The organism is Aerococcus sp. HMSC10H05 (assembly GCF_001806975.1).
Classification (GTDB): Bacteria; Bacillota; Bacilli; order Lactobacillales; family Aerococcaceae; genus Aerococcus; species Aerococcus viridans_B.
Map to the genome: position 1 here is coordinate 1 of NZ_KV787006.1, position 17,194 is coordinate 17,194.

Genomic DNA, 17,194 nt, shown 5'->3' on the forward strand with positions numbered 1-17,194 from the left:
TTCAAAGGTCTATCTCATTGCCTTATTAGCAAATTTTATATCTTATCATCTGCATTCAAAGTTTGTCAAGCAAAAGTTTTTTTACTTTTTAATCACCTTGTTCCGTTTGCGACGACTTACTTATTTTACCTTATCGAAATCGTTCGTGTCAACACTTTTTTGAGCTTTTTGCTCATTTATATGACTTACAATTCATAAAGCTTTATAAGTTTATCATTTCAAACCGAAGTTTGTCAACAGTTTTTTGTATTTGTTTTTTCTTCCTAAAACAAACAACTTCATAATAATAGCAGTCCTGAAAGAACTTGTCAATTATTTTTTCTGTTTTTTTCGATTGACATGACGTCGAATCGACAAGATTTATAATATCAACTAAGCTGAATTTCGTCAATAGTTTTTTTGTATTTTTTTATAATAAATAAAAAAAGATCGAGTATAATTGCTCGACCTTTTTCTCTTAATATGAATGTAATTAATTTAAACGTTTATTTAGTTCATCTGCTAAGTCTTCAAAACCAGGTTTCCCTAATAAGGCAAACATATTTTTCTTATAAGCTTCCACTCCTGGTTGGTTGAATGGGTTCACGCCATTTAGATATCCAGAAATAGCTACAGCAATTTCAAAGAAATAGATCATATAACCTAATGAGTAAGCATCCATTTCTGGAATAGTTAACACAAAGTTAGGTACATCACCATCTGTGTGTGCCAATACTGTACCTTGGAAGGCTTTAGTATTTACGAAATCAACGTCTTTACCTTCTAAATAACCTAATCCATCTAGATCTTCATCAAAAGCTGGTATAGCAATTGATTTGCTTGGTTTATCCACTTTCACAACTGTTTCAAATAAGTTACGTTGTCCTTCTTGGATATATTGACCAAGGGAGTGTAAGTCAGTTGTAAAGTTGGCGCTTGATGGGTAAATACCCTTACCATCTTTACCTTCTGACTCGCCAAATAGTTGCTTCCACCATTCAGAGAAGTATTGTAATTTTGGCTCGTAATTGATTAACAATTCAGTTACTTTACCTTTTCGGTATAATATATTTCTTAATGCAGCATATTGGTATGCTTCATTTTTAGCTAAATCTGCATCGCTGTATTCTACCATTGCATCAGCAGCACCTTGCATTAAAGCATCAATATCTGCTCCTGAAACTGCAATTGGTAATAGCCCTACTGGTGTCAACACAGTAAAACGTCCACCAACTGCATCTGGAATAACGAATGTCTCATAGCCTTCAGCATCTGCTTCTGATTTCAATGCACCATTCGCTTTATCTGTAGTGGCATAAATACGTTCTTTAGCAGCTTCACCATATTTTTCTTCTAATAGTTTTTTGAAAATACGGAATGCTACAGCAGTTTCAGTTGTTGTTCCTGATTTAGAAATAACATTCACTGAGAAATCTCTATCCCCAATAGTTTCAATTAATTCTGCAATATAAGTAGAGCTTAAGCTATTACCTGCAAAGAAAACTTGTGGTGTTTTACGTTCTTCTTTGCTTTGTAGATTTGCAAACGAATGAGATAAGAAATCAATCGCAGCCTTAGCACCTAAATAAGATCCACCAATTCCTAATACAATTAATACATCAGAATCAGATTGAATTTTAGCAGCTGCTTTTTTAATACGTGCATATTCTTCTTTGTCATATGCTTTTGGTAAATCTACCCAACCAATATAATCACTTCCTGCACCAGTTCCTTCACGTAGAATAGTATCAGCAGCAGTAACTAGTGGTTGCATTTGTGTTAATTCGTGTTCTGCAATAAATTGGTCAGTATTACTGTAATCAAATTTAATATGTCCCATTTCAATACTCCTCATTTATAAAATATTATTTTGTAGCCATTTTGTTTAATGCTTCCTCAATCCACCCTGGCATTTGTTCTTCAATAGAGACAAAACCAATTTTTGGTGCATGCCGTTTTTTAGGCCAAGCATTTTTAGCAGGTTTATTAGAGGTTGCAAGTTTTTTTAATGCTCGAATAGACAAACTCATTTTGCTTGTATACTCGTCGATATCGATAATTTTTACCTTCAGTTTTTCACCTATAGTAAATTTATCATCCACATTACTCACATAACCATGATTGATTTCGGATATGTGGATTAAACCTTGATGATTCTCATCTAGTTGAACAAATACACCATAGGGCTGTAAACCTGTCACTTCACCCTCAACTACATCACCAATGTGGTAGGGAAAATCTTTAGTTGTCATGAAGCGTTATCCTTTCTAGCGTGTTTCTTACTCGTTTTCAAAAGTAACACTAGTAATAACAACCTCTTCTAATGGTTTATCTGATGCGTTACGAGGTTGGTTTTCAATGTCGTATACTACATCCATACCAGAAACTACTTGTCCAAATACTGTATGTTTTTGGTCTAGCCATGGTGTTCCACCATTTTCACTATAGGCTTCAATAATCTCTTCTGGCCAGCCACCAGCTTTCAATTGCCCTAGCATTTGTGCGGGTACTTCTTTAGCAGTTACAACAAAGAATTGAGAACCATTCGTATTTGGTCCTGCATTTGCCATAGATAACGCACCATTAATATTGAATAATTCAAGACTAAATTCATCTTCAAATTTTTCTCCATAAATAGATGCGCCACCCATACCTGTACCAGAAGGATCGCCACCTTGAATCATAAAGTTAGGGATTACACGATGGAAAATAACACCATCATAATAACCTTGTTTTCCTAATGTCACAAAGTTTTCTACTGTTTTTGGTGCTAATTCTGGAAATAATGCAACTTGGAAAGCGCCTTTATTTGTTTCAATCGTCGCTTTTAATTGCGTATCTTTAATTTCTAATTGTGGATAAGTCATTTTCTGCCTCCTAATTATTTCTAATCTTATTGTAACAAATACTAGCTAAAAATTCTCCATTTAATGTCCGAATATTTTTAACTACTATGGTTCATAAAGTTTTTCTTATTTTTTCTTTTTACAGCGAAACATTTTCCGAATGATTCTTTTTCATGCTATTATTAAATTAAATAAATTCAAGGAGGAAAACATGAATACGACAACTAATTTTCCTTTAGTCGTTACCATTGCAGCTATTATGATTGCGCAATTGGTTAAATATCCTATTGCTGTATTCTTCAAGAAACCTAACGCTAGCTTATCCATCATTCATGCTACCGGTGGAATGCCTAGTTCCCACTCTGCTGCTGTTACTTCGCTTATCACCGCTTTAATTCTTCAGTATGGTTTCTTCTCACCCATTGTAGCGATTGCCGTTTGTTTTGGTATGATAGTCATGTTTGATGCCATGGGGGTTCGTCGCCAAGATGGAGAACAAGGTGTGTTGATTTATAATCTGATGAAGATTTTGAAAGAAAAAGCAAAAGAGACAGACGATCAAGATTTGCTCAATAAACTAAACACTTTAGATGAGGACCGTATGGTGATTAATGACTATCTAGGCCATAAACCTTCAGAAGTAATTGGTGGTATGACTACTGGTGTACTTGTTACATTAGGTATTCGCTTTATATACAACTTATTAAATATGCCATTATAATTCAGAAACAATTAGAAAGAGATCAAAATGACAAATAATAGAACGGACCTACTCATCGTTGGGGCTGGTCCAGTAGGTATGTTTACTGCCTTTTATGCAGGTATGCGTAATCTAAGTGTACGCTTAGTCGATTCCTTACCTGAAATAGGTGGTCAACCAAAAGCTTTGTACCCTGAAAAAAATATATTTGATATACCCGCTTATCCAAAAATTACCGGCCATGAACTAAGCCAGGTGTTAACCATGCAATTAGACCGTTTTCGTGAAACAACCCAAATTCATTTAAATGAAAAAGTACTTACTATTCAAAAAATAGACCAAGATTTTATTATTGAAACGAGCAAACGTACCTATACGGCCGGTGCAATTATTATTGCTGCTGGTAATGGTTCTTTTAAACCTAGAAAAATAGCCATTACCGGCTTAGATGAATATGAAGATAACTATATTTCTTATCATGTTTCAAACTTTGATCAATATACAGGTAAAGAAGTAGCAGTATTAGGTGGTGGCGATTCTGCTTTCGATGCATCTTTAGCATTAGCTGATTATGCAAAAAAAGTATATTTAATTCACCGACGAGACCGATTTAGGGCACACGAATATTCTGTCTCCCTTGCCAAACAAAAAGATAATATCGATTTTATTACGCCTTATGTACCAGAAGCACTAATTGGGCAAAACAAGAAATTAACCGGCATTCAAATCGCTAAAGCTCGAAGTCAGGAAACGAAGCTACTAAATGTAGAACATATTTTTATGACCTATGGATTTGTATCTTCTATAGACGAAATTCGTAACTGGGGCTTAGAAATTGAGAATGAATCCATTCAAGTAGACCATAATTTACAAACCAACATTCCAGGTATTTATGCTGTAGGTGATATTGCGAATTATCCAAATAAAGCAAAATTAATTGCAACTGGATTTGGTGAAGCACCACACGCGGTTAATCAAGTAGCGCATTATTTATTTCCTGACCGTCGCGTTGCGCCATTGCATTCGACCTCCATGTTCACTGACTAATACCTAACAAAAACAAAAACTACCAAGGAGCCTAGTCACATACGCTCCTTGGTAGTTTTTTAGATACCTAAAATTTGGTGGTTAAAATCCTTTTTTACTTTACGATAGACTACTTCTATTTCTATCTGAAGTATGACGAATACGGATATGAAGCACAACAGGAAGAAAGATTCATGGAGTACTAAAATAATAGGGTCAGTTGCAGGATTGAATAACCAGGCATCATTGTTAAATGCAATCTCATGAAAAACAATAAAAATAGTATTAAAATTAAAGATTAATAAAATGATTACTAAAATAGGTAACCATCTTAACTGTTTAAAAGGCCAATATAAACGCCACAAATTACGGCTCACCTTCAATTTGTATAAAAGATAGCGACCAACTATAGCAGAAACTATCAGGATAGCATAATTTAAGTAAAATAAGTGCTTAACTTCCATAAAATGAAAAGCCGCTGAAGCTGAGGTCGGAAAATCTTTCATAACTAAATGATCTATCCATGGAACATTCAAATAAGCCAATAGCTGTAAATAATTCTCTACAACTGTCCAAAAGGATAAATGAACTAACTCAAAAGACTTTGAGTACCATAATGATCCCATAAATAGTGGTACGTTTGCTATTGTAACTGTAATGGCCAAACTCACAAAGAATATAACTAGTGTTAAAACAACCATAAATAAATGTATATCATGTAAAAATTTATGACCAGGTTGATAAGAGTGCTTCATAATTTTCCACCACCAATGTTGGCGTCACGTCAAATTCTGATAAATTGTCTTTAGTATGTACACCTGTTTCAATAAAAATAGCATCAATTCCTGCACTTTCAGCCGCGGAAATATCTGTCATGAGATTATCACCGAGAAATACTGCTTGATTTTTGCTATATCCAAGCTTAGCCAGTGCCCCTTCAATAATTAAAGCATTTGGCTTTCCACATACAGTTGGCGATATTCTTGTAGCTGCAGTAATAACCTGACCTAGGGCACCTGCCCCAGGTACGAATCCTCTATCTGAAGGAAACTGAACATCCGGATTGGTTAGATAGAATACTGCACCTCTTTGAACAGCAATGGATGCTTCAACTAATTGCGGGTAGGTAACGTCTTGGTCAAGTCCAACTACTACAATATCACAAGGCCCTTGGTCTACATCATCTACTAGATTAAAGCCAGCTTGGATTACTTGATCTTTTAAATAGCTCATACCGATGACATAAGCATTACCTTTATCCTTTACCAATTTACCTGACTTTAAATCTTCTGCTAAAATAAAGCGTAAAGTATCCACTGATGTATAAAAGTGATGTCCTTTAACATTTAAGCCTGTAATTTTATTTAAATTATCTGCAGCTGCTTGATGGTCTCGCATTGCATTATTGGTTACAAACATAAAAGGTATATCTTCTTGAATCAAGCGTTCGATAAAATCTTTCGCACCCTCTATTGGTTGACCGCCGCGGTACATCGTACCATCTAAATCAATTAAAAAAACTTTATCCTTAAGATTCATCTATGATTTTTCCCCTTTTTCTTTGATACTAAAGGAATGCTGGCGTTTAGTTACTATTTTCTTTTTCACTGATTTTTGACTTTGTCCACTTTTAAGTGTTTGTTTATTCTGCGAAATAGAAAAAGTTGGCCCCTTATAAGCAGCATGTTTTTTATTGGATCCTTTTTGTTGCGTTTTATATTGGTTTGACCCAACTGATTTTTGTCGGTTGTCACCTTTTTTACCTTGATATGACTTTTTACTTGATGAACGGTTTTGCTGATTTTTACTTTGTCGATTACGCATAGATTCATGGTTCAGGCTTTTTTGTTGTGCCCAATATTCTTCATTACGTTTTTGTATCTCTTCTGGTGTTCGTTCATGTGCAATGACAAAATAAGCTGCACCAAAACTAGCATACTCTAATAGGTAATCTGGTAAATGCTTAATTTTTTGCTCCAAACTACCAATCTTAGCATCATTAGCAAAAAAACCTTTTAAACGTAGCTGTTCATAAGACCAATCACCCACTACAAAATCATAAACATCTAGGATGTCCATATACCTATCAGCTATGGCTTCTATATCTAACGCCTCACGATAATTATCGATGACAACAAAAGTTTGGCCATTAATACGTAACGTTTCTGGATTAATTCGTTCTATTTTTGCAATCGGATAATTTAAATTCGCTCGTTGTTCTTTTAATTCTTCTTGTCTTTTACGACTTAACATCCAATACCTCCTCACTAATCTCTATTTCAATTCATCACTATACTTACACATGTCTATCAATAATCTGCTTTTAAAGCAAGTATTAAATACTATCTCGACTACTTGCCTGGTGAATTTTATCTGCGAGTAATTCTCTAATTAAAGGTTGTGACCATAAATAATGGTGTTTATTCGTTAATTCTGTGAAAAATGGCAGATACAAAATATGGTCAATTGTAATGATTTTCAAAGATTCATTTAGGTCAAGATGTGTTAATTCTTCATTGTCTAATACCATTAACTGGCCAAAAATATCTCCTCGAAAACCTGATCCTTTAATTGGCATTGCTTGAAGGTCAGCGCGTAACGTTGCAATTTGTGGATAAATATCCTGTAAATATTCCCTTACACTACACTCAACTACCATTAAACGGATTGGGTGGGGTAAGGCCTTATGTAAATCATATTTGGAAACTGGACCTGCAGGTAATCCTTGTAGAAATAATCCAGAATTTACTATAGCAACATCAGCACCACTCGCCTCTTTCATAGCCATCAGAGTATAATATTGCAAAGGTGAATAATGGTATTCATCAGCTGCTAAAGCAATGGGTAAATAACCAATTATCTGATTCTTTAACCGTTTTTTTCCTTCTTCTAACCAGTTTGATATCTGCTGTTCGTCCACTTCATAATCAGAAATTCGATCCGAGGCGATTAATTCCTCGTCTAATTTAAAGTGAACTGGATAGTCAATAATAATACCAGATTGATTAGCTGTTTCTCTTTTATCTGGCGTGTATAAATGGTCTTGCTTTTGTAATTTATTCACTTCAAGTGTTAAATGTCCCATGAATTGACCATACTTACCACCACCAGTCAATAGGGTATGTCCAACCCACTCTCCTTCTGGTAGAACGTGGTGAGTGTGCGCACCAAAAATCACTAAGATTTCAGGAAATTGTTCAGCAATCTGGCGATCTGTTGGTAGGCCGAGATGACTAAGCAATAATATGCCATCAAAACTTTCATTTGCTTTAATTTCTTTTAAAACACGGGCAATACTTAATAATGGATCAATTGGTGTCCACCCAACAACGCCATAAGAAATTTCAAATGGTGCAGTCATTCCTAATACAGCAAATCGACTCCCTTTATCCGTTTGGATCATGGTGTAATCTTTGGTATATTTAGGTGCTTTACTCGTAACTTTATCAACGATATTACCTAGAACCACCTGGAAATCTGCTTCTCTATAAAGATTATCTAAGATGTCATGTTGACTACCAATACCTTCATTATTGCCAATTGTTGCTACATCGACACCAAATTCATTCATTAACTTGACCATGTTTTGACCTTGACTAGCTTCAGTTAAAGGATGCTGACGGTCTACTGCATCACCTATATCAAAAAGAAAATAAGCCTCATCTTCATCGCGATGTTTATTTGCCTGTGTTTGATAATAACGTAAAAACTTTGGCCAATTCTCAAGATGAGAATGCCAATCATTTGTATGATAAAAATGAATTACTTCCTTCATAGCAACACCTCATTCATTCTGTATTATCATATCATATTCATATACTTTTCAACATGTGAAAAATCTGGTAATTATTTTACGCATATTCTTTTAAATAAAAAAAGAAGCTAGTCTTTTTTTGACCAACTTCTATAAGAATATCTAGGAGGATTAACCTTCTAAAATATTTTGAGCTTTAAAGCCTATTTTTTTCGTTAAGTTAATATAATTTTCCAAGTCGTCTTCGCTAAATTCTTGGAACATATCAGCAATTAATTGACTGTGTCCGGGGAAAACTTCTGCCATTTTTTCACGGCCAAGTTTTGTAATTTCAGCATAGATTACACGACGATCTTCAGGATTATGTGTACGTTCAACGAATCCTTTATCCTCTAGGCGATCTATCACATAGGTTAAACTAGATGAGGGGATTAAGATGCGTTTTCCAATTTGTTGAATAGGTTGTTGTCCACGGTTGTATAGTAATTCTAAAACGGTAAACTCGTTTTCACTTAACCCTTTTTTACGCATATCTTTTTTTAACACTTCAAGGATATATTGGCTTCCTTTTAGGTGAACACGTAAGGCGTGTAAACTTTCAGCTGTTTTAGACGCGTCATGTTCTCTAGGCATGTTTTCACCTTCTCTTTCACTTCTTTGACCATAAATATACCCAACTTGAAAATATTAATCAAGTATAGGAATGAAAATTCATGAGGGTTTCTACCTTCAAAAATGTGATCTCTATTTGATTTTTCGACATTCGCAAAATGTTATCTTTGGGTCACTTTCACATTTTGGATTGCGCGCAGTACAGTATTCTCGTCCAAAATAAATAAACTGATGGTGAGCATCCCGCCACCTTTCTTTGGGTATTTTTGCCATTAAAGTTTCTTCTGTTTCTCTCACACTAGCTTTTGGGTCAACAATTCCCATTCTTTTTGTCACTCGTTCAACATGAGTGTCTACTGCGATTGTTGGAATACCAAAAGCCTCACTTAATACTACATTGGCCGTCTTACGACCAACGCCAGGTAACTTAATCAACTCTTCTCTAGTTTTGGGAACTTGACCACCAAATTCATCACGTATCATGATCGCTGTCTTTTTCATATTCTTAGCTTTATTACGATATAAACCGATTGTTTTGATGTAATCTTCTAAGTCTTCTAGTTCAGCCTCAGCCATATCGTCTGGACTGGGATATTTAGCAAATAAGGCAGGAGTCACTTTATTTACTGCAACATCAGTTGTTTGCGCCGACATAAGAACGGCAATTACTAACTGAAATGGTGTTTGATAATCCAACATTGTTTTTGGATTTGGATACATTTTATCCAATTCATCTAGAATTGCTATCGTTTCTGCTTTTGTTTTTAAAGGTAATTTCGTCAAAGTAAAGCCTCCTTACTTATTTAACCATTTAGTAACTGGGACTGGTGGCAGATTCTGCTCTTGTGCATTTTGTTTATTAAAATTAGTAGAATCTTTGCCTCGGGCTTGTTTCCTTTTAGACCAGTTCAACAAAATACGGTCCATGTAATTTAAAGAATAAACATTATTTAATACCATTTCTTTTAGCGCTTCTTTGACCACCTCTGGATCATAACCATCTTTTTGGAACCAATCGCCAATTTTTTGATACTCAATAGGGGATAATTGTCGACCAAATTCAACTTGTATCATGTCAAAAACTTCACCCTCTTTAGTAGCTTTTGCTTGTTTAAAGCGATGGCTTTCGTCTTCTTCATCTAATTGTGTTAATTTCTGATACAAAGGGTCTAACGAATAATACTCAACTAATTTCCCTTCATCATTTTTATAAAAAGGGATACTTAGAAATCCCCGTTCAATTAATGATTGAATCATATTATACAGTTGTTGATCTTCCAAATTCATTCGTTGACCTATTAATGAGATTGCTGGAAAATCCTCTCCCGCTTGTTGAAAAGTCAAAAAATGAATCAGTAGCATCATCTCTTCATTGCTAATATTTAAGCGGTGATACGATTCTAAAACACGATTGCGTAGTACAGTATAATATTCTCTTTGCATACGTCACCCTTCTTTGATATTCATTTTCAGTCATACATGTCATTGTTTAAACTTTACAATTGAATAATAGCTAGTATATTCAAATACTGTCAACTTTATTATAATCCAAAAAAGTTAGGCTGCTTTATATACCTAACTTTTTAGAGTTATTTAATAAAATAATGACTATTCAAGTTATCGAGCAATTTTACTTTCCACAAATTCACGAATGCGTTTCATTGCTTCAGCAAAACTCTCCTCATTAGTTGCGTATGAAAAACGAATATGATTTTCTTTACCAAAAGCTACACCTGGCACACCCACTACATAGGCTTCCTCAATAAAAGCATTGGCTAGCTCTGTCACGGAATCATAACCACATAATTTAGCAGTCTCTGAAGCATCTGGGAATAGGTAAAAGGCACCTTGAGGTTTATGATCTAATTTAAAACCAGGAACAGTTAGTAGTTCTTGGTAAGCTGCATTTAGACGTTTCTCAAATTGTTTACGCATTGCTTCTACGGCTTCTTCTCTCGGGCCAGTTAAGGCTGCTAAGGCTGCATATTGACTGATACCTGTGGGATTAGAATTAATTTGACTAGCTAGTTTTGAAAAGGATTCAATATATTTGTGATCAGCTAAAGCATAACCTAAACGCCAACCAGTCATGGCATAAGCTTTAGAGAAACCATTGATAATGATTGCATTCTTTTTGATTTCAGGTGATAACGCAGCGATTGAATGTGCGTTATGCCCGTTATAAACCAAGCGGTAGTAAATTTCATCTGCAACAATTAAAATATTATGTGCTAAACAATACTCGGCAACTGCAAGTAGGTCCTCATCACTCAAAATGGCACCTGACGGATTAGACGGTGTATTTAAAACAAGCAACTTAGTCTTGTCTGTCACGTGTTGATCTAAAAGTTCCGGTGTAATGCTAAAGTTATCACTTGGTGAGGTTTCAAAGATAACTGGTACGCCGTCAGCCATTTTTACCTGATCAACATAGCTAACCCAGTATGGTGCAGGAATTAAAACTTCATCACCTTCATTTAACAAAGAAAGAAAAGTGTAATACAAAATCATTTTTGCGCCATCAGCAATAAATACTTGGTCTAAAGTATATTGAATATTGTCATATTCAGCATGATAGTCAATAATGGCTTGCTTTAAGGCATTAAGACCTGATGCTGCGGTGTAGTGATGGCCCCTACCAGCAAACATATCTTCTTTTACCTGATTTAAAATATAATTAGGTGTATTAAAATCTGGTTCACCTACTGCTAATGAGATAACGTCAACACCTTGTTCCTTCAATGCACGCGCCTTTGCGGCCGCTGCTGAGGTTTGGGACCCCTGTATTTTTTTTATTCTATTTGCTAATTCCATATACCCTCAATCCTCCTATAAATCGTTTATAGTTTCATACCATTCACCCGTCGTTGCGTTGATATAATGATAACCAAGACGACCGTCTGCGTCTGTGAATGAAACCTCCCAAACGAATGTATCGTTTTCGATACCTAGATTGGCGGTTCTTACATTAATATCTGGCATTTCGTATCGTGTGAGTGAAAAAGCATTGTCCTCATTCACCATTTCATCTACAAATCCCATTTTCTGATAGTCAGACTCTGGTTGATAGGCAAAATAAACTTGGCGTCCTTCACTATTTTCACCCATAACGGCATAATACGTTTCATCTTTATTAAATACATAAAAATCAGTTATATGAGTGAGACCATTATCCTTTGCTACTTGAGTGGTTTTGGCTTCTGCACTCGCCACCATTTGTTGAGAACTGGCATATACATATGTTGAACCCACTAAATAAATCACCATGACAGCAATTAAAATAGAAAATAATTTTCGTTTCATGATTTCTTACCCCTTTTATAGGTCTATCCTAACATAATTTTAATCTTTCCGCTTTAATTCATTTAAGTTGATTTTCTGCATGGTTAATGCTTCCGGCATCACATCAGCTATCTGGTCAGCATAAGCCGCTGTTTCCAATCGTTTATCCAGTGAGATAAAGATTGCTTGTCGACTCCCCGATGAGGCCATTCGCCCAAAAATCTGTGTTAGATTCATCAACATGTCCGGTAAAGCTACATCATTGAAATAATTATCTCCAAGTGATTTTAAATAATCTTGTTTAGCTAACGCATCCGGGGTATCTGGCGCTGAAAACGGCAATCTAGTTAGCACAAAAGCATCAGTTTCAGCATTTAAGTGAATACCTTCTTGAAAGCTTGCCACTGCAAATAAAATTGCACGAGTACTTTCTTCATACTGGCGTGCTAGACGATCTAGATTCCGTTGATTATTCTGCACGATTAAATGGCCAAAATCAGCTCGAGTCAGTCGTTGTTTCATTTCATGATGAGTTATGCGCATTAATGAACGTGATTGAAAAAACACCTGTATTTTCCGCATGGATTTTTTATTTGTCCATAGTGCCTCCAGCACATCCGAAATTACAACAGCGGCCTCTTCTTCATTATACTTATCAATCGACAAATAGTCTTTTAAATAATAACCATGAACTTGTTGTGTCCGACCATCTACTAGTTGTAGAGTATAAGAATCTTCTATAAATGAATACCATGCAAAGTCTTCGATGCCAAATAACGATTGGACCATATTCTTAGATCGTACAATTTCTAGTGATGCTGAAACCAATAGCAATTGACCTGGGATAGCATGGAATATAGCTGATAAATACGATTGGCTGGTATATAGTTTACGATCAATTGTCACTTGGACATTATTTTTTCCAAAGCTTACGTGTAGATCTGCATAGTAATCTTTACTGGCTTTACTTGCCTTTATCCAGTTTTGAATATGGTCATCATATTGATTTAACTGGCTAATTAGTTGTTGGTAAGCCCGTTTGGTCAAAATATCCATTTGATAAAGCTGTCTAGCAATAACTTTTAGTGGTGCGCACATCTTCGCCATAGCTGTAACAGCTTTTTTTACACTTTCTCGCCAATTTGCCACCATATAAAAATCGTGGCTTATATAATAAGATTCTTGACCTGTCTGCCTATGATAATAACTTTTGGTTTGGTATTGATCTGATATTTGATCAATAAACCGATCCCAATTAGCCCAAGCTGCTTGTAAATTCTGCTCAACATGATAAAGCTTATCTACCGATTGCATTTTCACATTATTTGTGACTAGCTTATCCATCAATCGATGAACTATTCGCTCAATAGCAGTAAGCGTTTCTTCAACTTCTTTTGATTGAATAGTTTTAATTTGTTGTTGATGCACGGTCACTGGTAATTGATGACATTCATCTATGATGACTTTCGCTTCCGCTGTCAAAATACTTTGTTCAATTAAATCTTGATAGTGATAAGCAAAATAAGCGTGATTTAAAATCACGATATCCGCATACCTAGCTTCAGTTACGTGACGCTCATAGAAGGCATAATCACCCCACCGCTGAATTTCATCGTTACGGTTGCCTTTAGATAAACGATTCACATTATGCCAATACACTTCATTGTTCAACCCTGGATTAAGCTCGTGCAGGTCTCCTGTGGTTGTTTCGTGTAACCAAATAAACAATGCTACTGAAATTAATACATCACGCTTTAGCGCAGCTTCAGGGTGTTGTTTTAATTGTCGGATGTATTTCTGCAATTTAGTCAACTGTATAAAATGATTTTGTCCTTTCAAGATGACTGTTTTCAATGGTCTGCCGAATAGATTAGCTGCTAATTGGATTGTTTTATCTAAGAATTGATGCTGCAAAATAACAGTTGATGTTGAAATAACAACCTTGGAGTGGTTATTGTACTGTCTAGTCTTTTCATCGCAATTATCTTCACTAGATAGCGCTGATACTACATAAGCTAGTGACTTCCCTACTCCTGCATTAGCAGTAAGGAATGCGTATTTCACTTTGTCGTCTTGCATTTCTCCTACATCTTTTTGATTAAAAAATGGTGCGATCTTTTGGACCATCGTTTTCTGAAGTGATGCTAGTTTGACGCCATAATTTGCCTGTATGATCTTTTGGTTGCCAACTTCCATATAACTCGCTTCATCTTCCCCAAATCCGGATGGAAAAATCTGGAAACTAGCTAATTTTGGATTTAAGGTAAATGGCGCAATATATTCATAAGGTCTGGGTGCCTGTTGATGTTTTATAAACCATTGTGCTATATAGTCTCCGGTTTGACCTATAAAATAATGTAAAAAAGGTTGAACTTGCTCAAATAATTCCACTGGCATAGTAGCCACTTTCTCTTGACACATGACTAGAATATGTGCTGTTGCAATAGCATCATCAATTGCTGTATGCGCATTTTCTAAATGAATACCGTGGGAAATACAAAATTCCCCTAATTTATAGGAATCTGCAGTTGGATAAAGCACCCGTATCATTTCAACCGTATCTACTCGGTCATGTGACATAGCAGGATAACCATGGTCTTGGAAAGTCTTGTCTAAAAATTTATAATCGAAGCCTATATTATGTGCCACAATAACCGTATTAGTTAGCTTTTGCCATAATATTTCAGCAATTTCTTGAAATTTAGGGGCAACTTTAACTTGTTCATTGGTAATACCTGTTAATTTGGTAATTTCACGTGGAATTTCTTGGTTAGGAAAGATATCCGTAGCAAATTGATCCACAATTTGCCCGTTCTGAACAAAGGCCACCCCTATTTGAATAATGCGGTCACCGTTATCATATGTAGATCCTGTTGTTTCTAAGTCCAGAACTGCATAAGTGGTTGTCACTTCTAACACCTTCCTACAATTAAATTTGATAGTTATCCTTTAAATATGCCAACAAAGCAAGTTGGTCATTGATTACCTCTTCTTTAACTACAGCTTGCTCCAAGTACTTTAACATTTGACCAATCTCGCGTTTATTTTTGGGATTAATTTCTCTAATGATGTCTTGCCCATTAATTGCTAAGTCGCGTAGGGAATTAATGGGTAATGCCTTAAATAATTCATGAATAACTTGGGGATTGTTGGACTTAAAGACCGTTTTGAACAAAACTTGCGCATTTTCTTGTTGCAAGGCGATGAAAGTTTCCACCAGTTCAATTTGATGCTGATTTCGACCATAAATATCCACTAGCTTCCACTCCGTATGATCAGTTCGGTAAATAAATATTTCTAAGTATGCCAATATCTCTTTTTGTGACTGGTTGGACATTTTCCAAGCTTTGACGAATTGGCGAACTTGCTGTTGTATCATTGTGATGTCTTTATGGCCTGATAATTCATAGACACGCCAAAACAATAGTGCCCACGCAAAGTTTTCGTCTGGTAATTGAACCCGGTCGCTAGTGAGATCTAGTAAATCAGAAAATACATGCTTGTAATCAGCCAATATAGGCACATACTGTATTAGGTCAGTTGATAAAAAATATGATAGTCCTTTATGCCAATTGACACCAATCCAAAGTTTATTCATTTCAACTGTAATTCGCTCAATTGCAATATGTACTAATATACTTGCATTATCTTTTATTGCTTTAAAGGTCTCTCTCTCTATTGCAAAATCTAACTGGCTTGCAAAGCGAATACCACGCATCATCCGCAGACCATCCTCATTAAATCTATCGTGTGGACTGCCTACTGCTCGGATTACTTGATTAGCTAAATCTTTTTGCCCATCAAAATAATCCACGATTTGGTGATCAGGTGTCATGGCTAAGGCATTAATAGTGAAATCTCGTCGTAACAGATCTTCTTCAAGATTTTGTACGAAAGTAACATTGTCTGGTCGACGGTAATCTTGATATGTCGATTCAGTTCTAAAGGTTGTAATCTCATAGGTCTCCCCTTCAAACCACACCATAATAGTGCCATGGTCTAAGCCCACATCGAAATGACGAGGAAATAAGGATTGAACCTCTGCTGGGTAAGCAGAGGTTGCAATATCAACATCATGAATTGGCAAGTCTAATAGTAAATCACGTACGGCACCACCCACAAAATAGGCCTCGTAGCCAGCCTCATTTAGGGTATAGATAATAGGTGCGGCTTTAATAAATTCTTGACTATTAGTCATCTAATAAATGCTCCAAACCATAGATTAAGCCATCCAATTGGCTCACTTTCTCAACTGCCAATGCTACGCCGGGCATGTATGAGTTACGATCGAATGAGTCTTGACGAATCGTTAAAGCTTCTCCAACTCCACCGAATTGTACAATTTGATGTGAATTATAGCCTGGTAAACGTAATGAGTGGATACGAATACCATGATAATCAGCCCCACGTGCTCCAGGCATTGACTCCGTTTCCTCAGGGTGCCCAGATACGTGCGCCCCACGTGCTTCATAAATTAATTTAGCTGTTTTTTCTGCTGTACCACTTGGTGCATCTAACTTTTGGTTATGATGGATTTCTGTAATTTCTACATCTGGTAAGTGCTTGGCTGCTTTAGCAGAGAATAATTGCATCAATACTGAACCGATTGCAAAATTCGGTGCAATTAAACCACCTAACTGTTTCTCTTTAGATAAAATAGTCAATTCTTCAATCTCTGCATCAGTGAAACCTGTTGTACCAACGACTGGATGAATATTATGTTCAATATAATATTTAGTATTTTGATAAGCTGCAGCTGGAATAGTAAAGTCAATCGCTACATCAATTGCTACTTGATCAATCGCTTCTTGAATACTTTCAAAAACTGATGCTTTATCTTGCCATTCAGCTACTTGTTCTGCATGCTTATCTAAATCAGTATTTACTAAAGCTACTAATTCAAAACCTTCATGGTTCAAAACCATATTAGCTGCTGTTGAACCCATTCTACCTAAAAATCCTGTTACTAATATGCGCATAATCTTGCCTCCTAAA

17 protein-coding genes are annotated in these 17,194 nt (G+C 35.8%); 2 read left to right on the forward strand and 15 right to left on the reverse strand.

What is annotated here, in order from left to right; translation table 11 throughout:
- Positions 1-472: 472 nt before the first annotated feature.
- From HMPREF3116_RS07870 to HMPREF3116_RS07880, 3 genes are read right to left on the reverse strand one after another with little or no spacing between them, the layout of a single operon-like run.
- A complete protein-coding gene (locus tag HMPREF3116_RS07870) occupies positions 473-1,819 on the reverse strand; it encodes a glucose-6-phosphate isomerase (RefSeq protein WP_070468985.1) in 1,347 nt (448 codons plus the stop codon).
- Positions 1,820-1,844: 25 nt separating this feature from the next.
- Complete coding sequence (locus HMPREF3116_RS07875) at positions 1,845-2,231, reverse strand: CvfD/Ygs/GSP13 family RNA-binding post-transcriptional regulator (protein ID WP_070468987.1); 387 nt, start codon at positions 2,229-2,231, stop codon at positions 1,845-1,847.
- Positions 2,232-2,258: 27 nt separating this feature from the next.
- Positions 2,259-2,846: a peptidylprolyl isomerase gene (locus HMPREF3116_RS07880; RefSeq protein ID WP_070468989.1), complete on the reverse strand. Its 588-nt coding sequence runs from the start codon at positions 2,844-2,846 to the stop codon at positions 2,259-2,261.
- Positions 2,847-3,036: 190 nt separating this feature from the next.
- Between HMPREF3116_RS07880 and HMPREF3116_RS07885 the strand changes: the two genes are divergently transcribed.
- A complete protein-coding gene (locus HMPREF3116_RS07885) occupies positions 3,037-3,546 on the forward strand; it encodes a divergent PAP2 family protein (protein WP_070468991.1) in 510 nt (169 codons plus the stop codon).
- 27 nt (positions 3,547-3,573) lie between these two features.
- The gene (locus tag HMPREF3116_RS07890) at positions 3,574-4,572 is read left to right on the forward strand and encodes an NAD(P)/FAD-dependent oxidoreductase (protein ID WP_070468993.1); all 999 of its coding nucleotides are present in this window, start codon (positions 3,574-3,576) and stop codon (positions 4,570-4,572) included.
- A gap of 59 nt (positions 4,573-4,631) precedes the next feature.
- Here the strand turns inward: HMPREF3116_RS07890 and HMPREF3116_RS07895 are convergent, their stop codons facing one another.
- From HMPREF3116_RS07895 to dapB, 12 genes are all read right to left on the reverse strand, one after another.
- The gene (locus HMPREF3116_RS07895) at positions 4,632-5,306 is read right to left on the reverse strand and encodes a TIGR01906 family membrane protein (protein ID WP_070468997.1); all 675 of its coding nucleotides are present in this window, start codon (positions 5,304-5,306) and stop codon (positions 4,632-4,634) included.
- The gene (locus tag HMPREF3116_RS07900; RefSeq protein ID WP_070468999.1) at positions 5,278-6,090 is read right to left on the reverse strand and encodes an HAD-IIA family hydrolase; all 813 of its coding nucleotides are present in this window, start codon (positions 6,088-6,090) and stop codon (positions 5,278-5,280) included. Before HMPREF3116_RS07900 ends, HMPREF3116_RS07895 begins: the two co-directional genes overlap by 29 nt.
- Entirely contained in the window at positions 6,091-6,804 is a 714-nt protein-coding gene (locus HMPREF3116_RS07905; RefSeq protein WP_070469002.1) for a YutD family protein, read from the reverse strand. It lies immediately after the preceding gene.
- Positions 6,805-6,886: 82 nt separating this feature from the next.
- Positions 6,887-8,326: a bifunctional metallophosphatase/5'-nucleotidase gene (locus HMPREF3116_RS07910; protein ID WP_070469004.1), complete on the reverse strand. Its 1,440-nt coding sequence runs from the start codon at positions 8,324-8,326 to the stop codon at positions 6,887-6,889.
- A gap of 150 nt (positions 8,327-8,476) precedes the next feature.
- The gene (locus tag HMPREF3116_RS07915; protein WP_070469006.1) at positions 8,477-8,938 is read right to left on the reverse strand and encodes a MarR family winged helix-turn-helix transcriptional regulator; all 462 of its coding nucleotides are present in this window, start codon (positions 8,936-8,938) and stop codon (positions 8,477-8,479) included.
- 111 nt (positions 8,939-9,049) lie between these two features.
- Positions 9,050-9,700 carry an endonuclease III gene (nth, locus tag HMPREF3116_RS07920; RefSeq protein ID WP_083272817.1) on the reverse strand — a complete coding sequence of 217 codons (651 nt, stop codon included), beginning with the start codon at positions 9,698-9,700 and terminating at the stop codon, positions 9,050-9,052.
- Positions 9,701-9,712: 12 nt separating this feature from the next.
- Entirely contained in the window at positions 9,713-10,360 is a 648-nt protein-coding gene (locus HMPREF3116_RS07925) for a DnaD domain-containing protein (RefSeq protein WP_070469008.1), read from the reverse strand.
- Positions 10,361-10,534: 174 nt separating this feature from the next.
- Positions 10,535-11,731, reverse strand: coding sequence for a pyridoxal phosphate-dependent aminotransferase (locus HMPREF3116_RS07930; RefSeq protein ID WP_070469010.1), 1,197 nt, complete (start codon positions 11,729-11,731; stop codon positions 10,535-10,537).
- 15 nt (positions 11,732-11,746) lie between these two features.
- Positions 11,747-12,220, reverse strand: coding sequence for a cell wall elongation regulator TseB-like domain-containing protein (locus HMPREF3116_RS07935; RefSeq protein WP_070469011.1), 474 nt, complete (start codon positions 12,218-12,220; stop codon positions 11,747-11,749).
- A 39-nt stretch (positions 12,221-12,259) separates the two neighbouring features.
- Positions 12,260-15,109 carry an exonuclease domain-containing protein gene (locus HMPREF3116_RS07940; protein WP_083272818.1) on the reverse strand — a complete coding sequence of 950 codons (2,850 nt, stop codon included), beginning with the start codon at positions 15,107-15,109 and terminating at the stop codon, positions 12,260-12,262.
- Between the two features lie 19 nt (positions 15,110-15,128).
- Positions 15,129-16,397, reverse strand: coding sequence for a CCA tRNA nucleotidyltransferase (locus HMPREF3116_RS07945; RefSeq protein WP_070469015.1), 1,269 nt, complete (start codon positions 16,395-16,397; stop codon positions 15,129-15,131).
- On the reverse strand, positions 16,390-17,181 hold the full coding sequence (dapB, locus tag HMPREF3116_RS07950) for a 4-hydroxy-tetrahydrodipicolinate reductase (protein WP_180960927.1): 792 nt from the start codon (positions 17,179-17,181) through the stop codon (positions 16,390-16,392). The genes HMPREF3116_RS07945 and dapB overlap by 8 nt, the downstream gene beginning before the upstream one ends.
- Between the last annotated feature and the right edge of the window lie 13 nt (positions 17,182-17,194).

Coding starts and splice junctions, on each gene's coding strand:
- HMPREF3116_RS07925 (WP_070469008.1), bottom strand. CDS start 10,360: ATGCAAAGAGAATATTATACTGTACTACGCAATCGTGTTTTAGAATCG.
- HMPREF3116_RS07875 (WP_070468987.1), bottom strand. CDS start 2,231: ATGACAACTAAAGATTTTCCCTACCACATTGGTGATGTAGTTGAGGGT.
- HMPREF3116_RS07915 (WP_070469006.1), bottom strand. CDS start 8,938: ATGCCTAGAGAACATGACGCGTCTAAAACAGCTGAAAGTTTACACGCC.
- HMPREF3116_RS07900 (WP_070468999.1), bottom strand. CDS start 6,090: ATGAATCTTAAGGATAAAGTTTTTTTAATTGATTTAGATGGTACGATG.
- HMPREF3116_RS07905 (WP_070469002.1), bottom strand. CDS start 6,804: ATGTTAAGTCGTAAAAGACAAGAAGAATTAAAAGAACAACGAGCGAAT.
- HMPREF3116_RS07945 (WP_070469015.1), bottom strand. CDS start 16,397: ATGACTAATAGTCAAGAATTTATTAAAGCCGCACCTATTATCTATACC.
- HMPREF3116_RS07890 (WP_070468993.1), top strand. CDS start 3,574: ATGACAAATAATAGAACGGACCTACTCATCGTTGGGGCTGGTCCAGTA.
- HMPREF3116_RS07885 (WP_070468991.1), top strand. CDS start 3,037: ATGAATACGACAACTAATTTTCCTTTAGTCGTTACCATTGCAGCTATT.
- HMPREF3116_RS07870 (WP_070468985.1), bottom strand. CDS start 1,819: ATGGGACATATTAAATTTGATTACAGTAATACTGACCAATTTATTGCA.
- HMPREF3116_RS07895 (WP_070468997.1), bottom strand. CDS start 5,306: ATGAAGCACTCTTATCAACCTGGTCATAAATTTTTACATGATATACAT.
- HMPREF3116_RS07930 (WP_070469010.1), bottom strand. CDS start 11,731: ATGGAATTAGCAAATAGAATAAAAAAAATACAGGGGTCCCAAACCTCA.
- HMPREF3116_RS07935 (WP_070469011.1), bottom strand. CDS start 12,220: ATGAAACGAAAATTATTTTCTATTTTAATTGCTGTCATGGTGATTTAT.
- HMPREF3116_RS07880 (WP_070468989.1), bottom strand. CDS start 2,846: ATGACTTATCCACAATTAGAAATTAAAGATACGCAATTAAAAGCGACG.
- HMPREF3116_RS07910 (WP_070469004.1), bottom strand. CDS start 8,326: ATGAAGGAAGTAATTCATTTTTATCATACAAATGATTGGCATTCTCAT.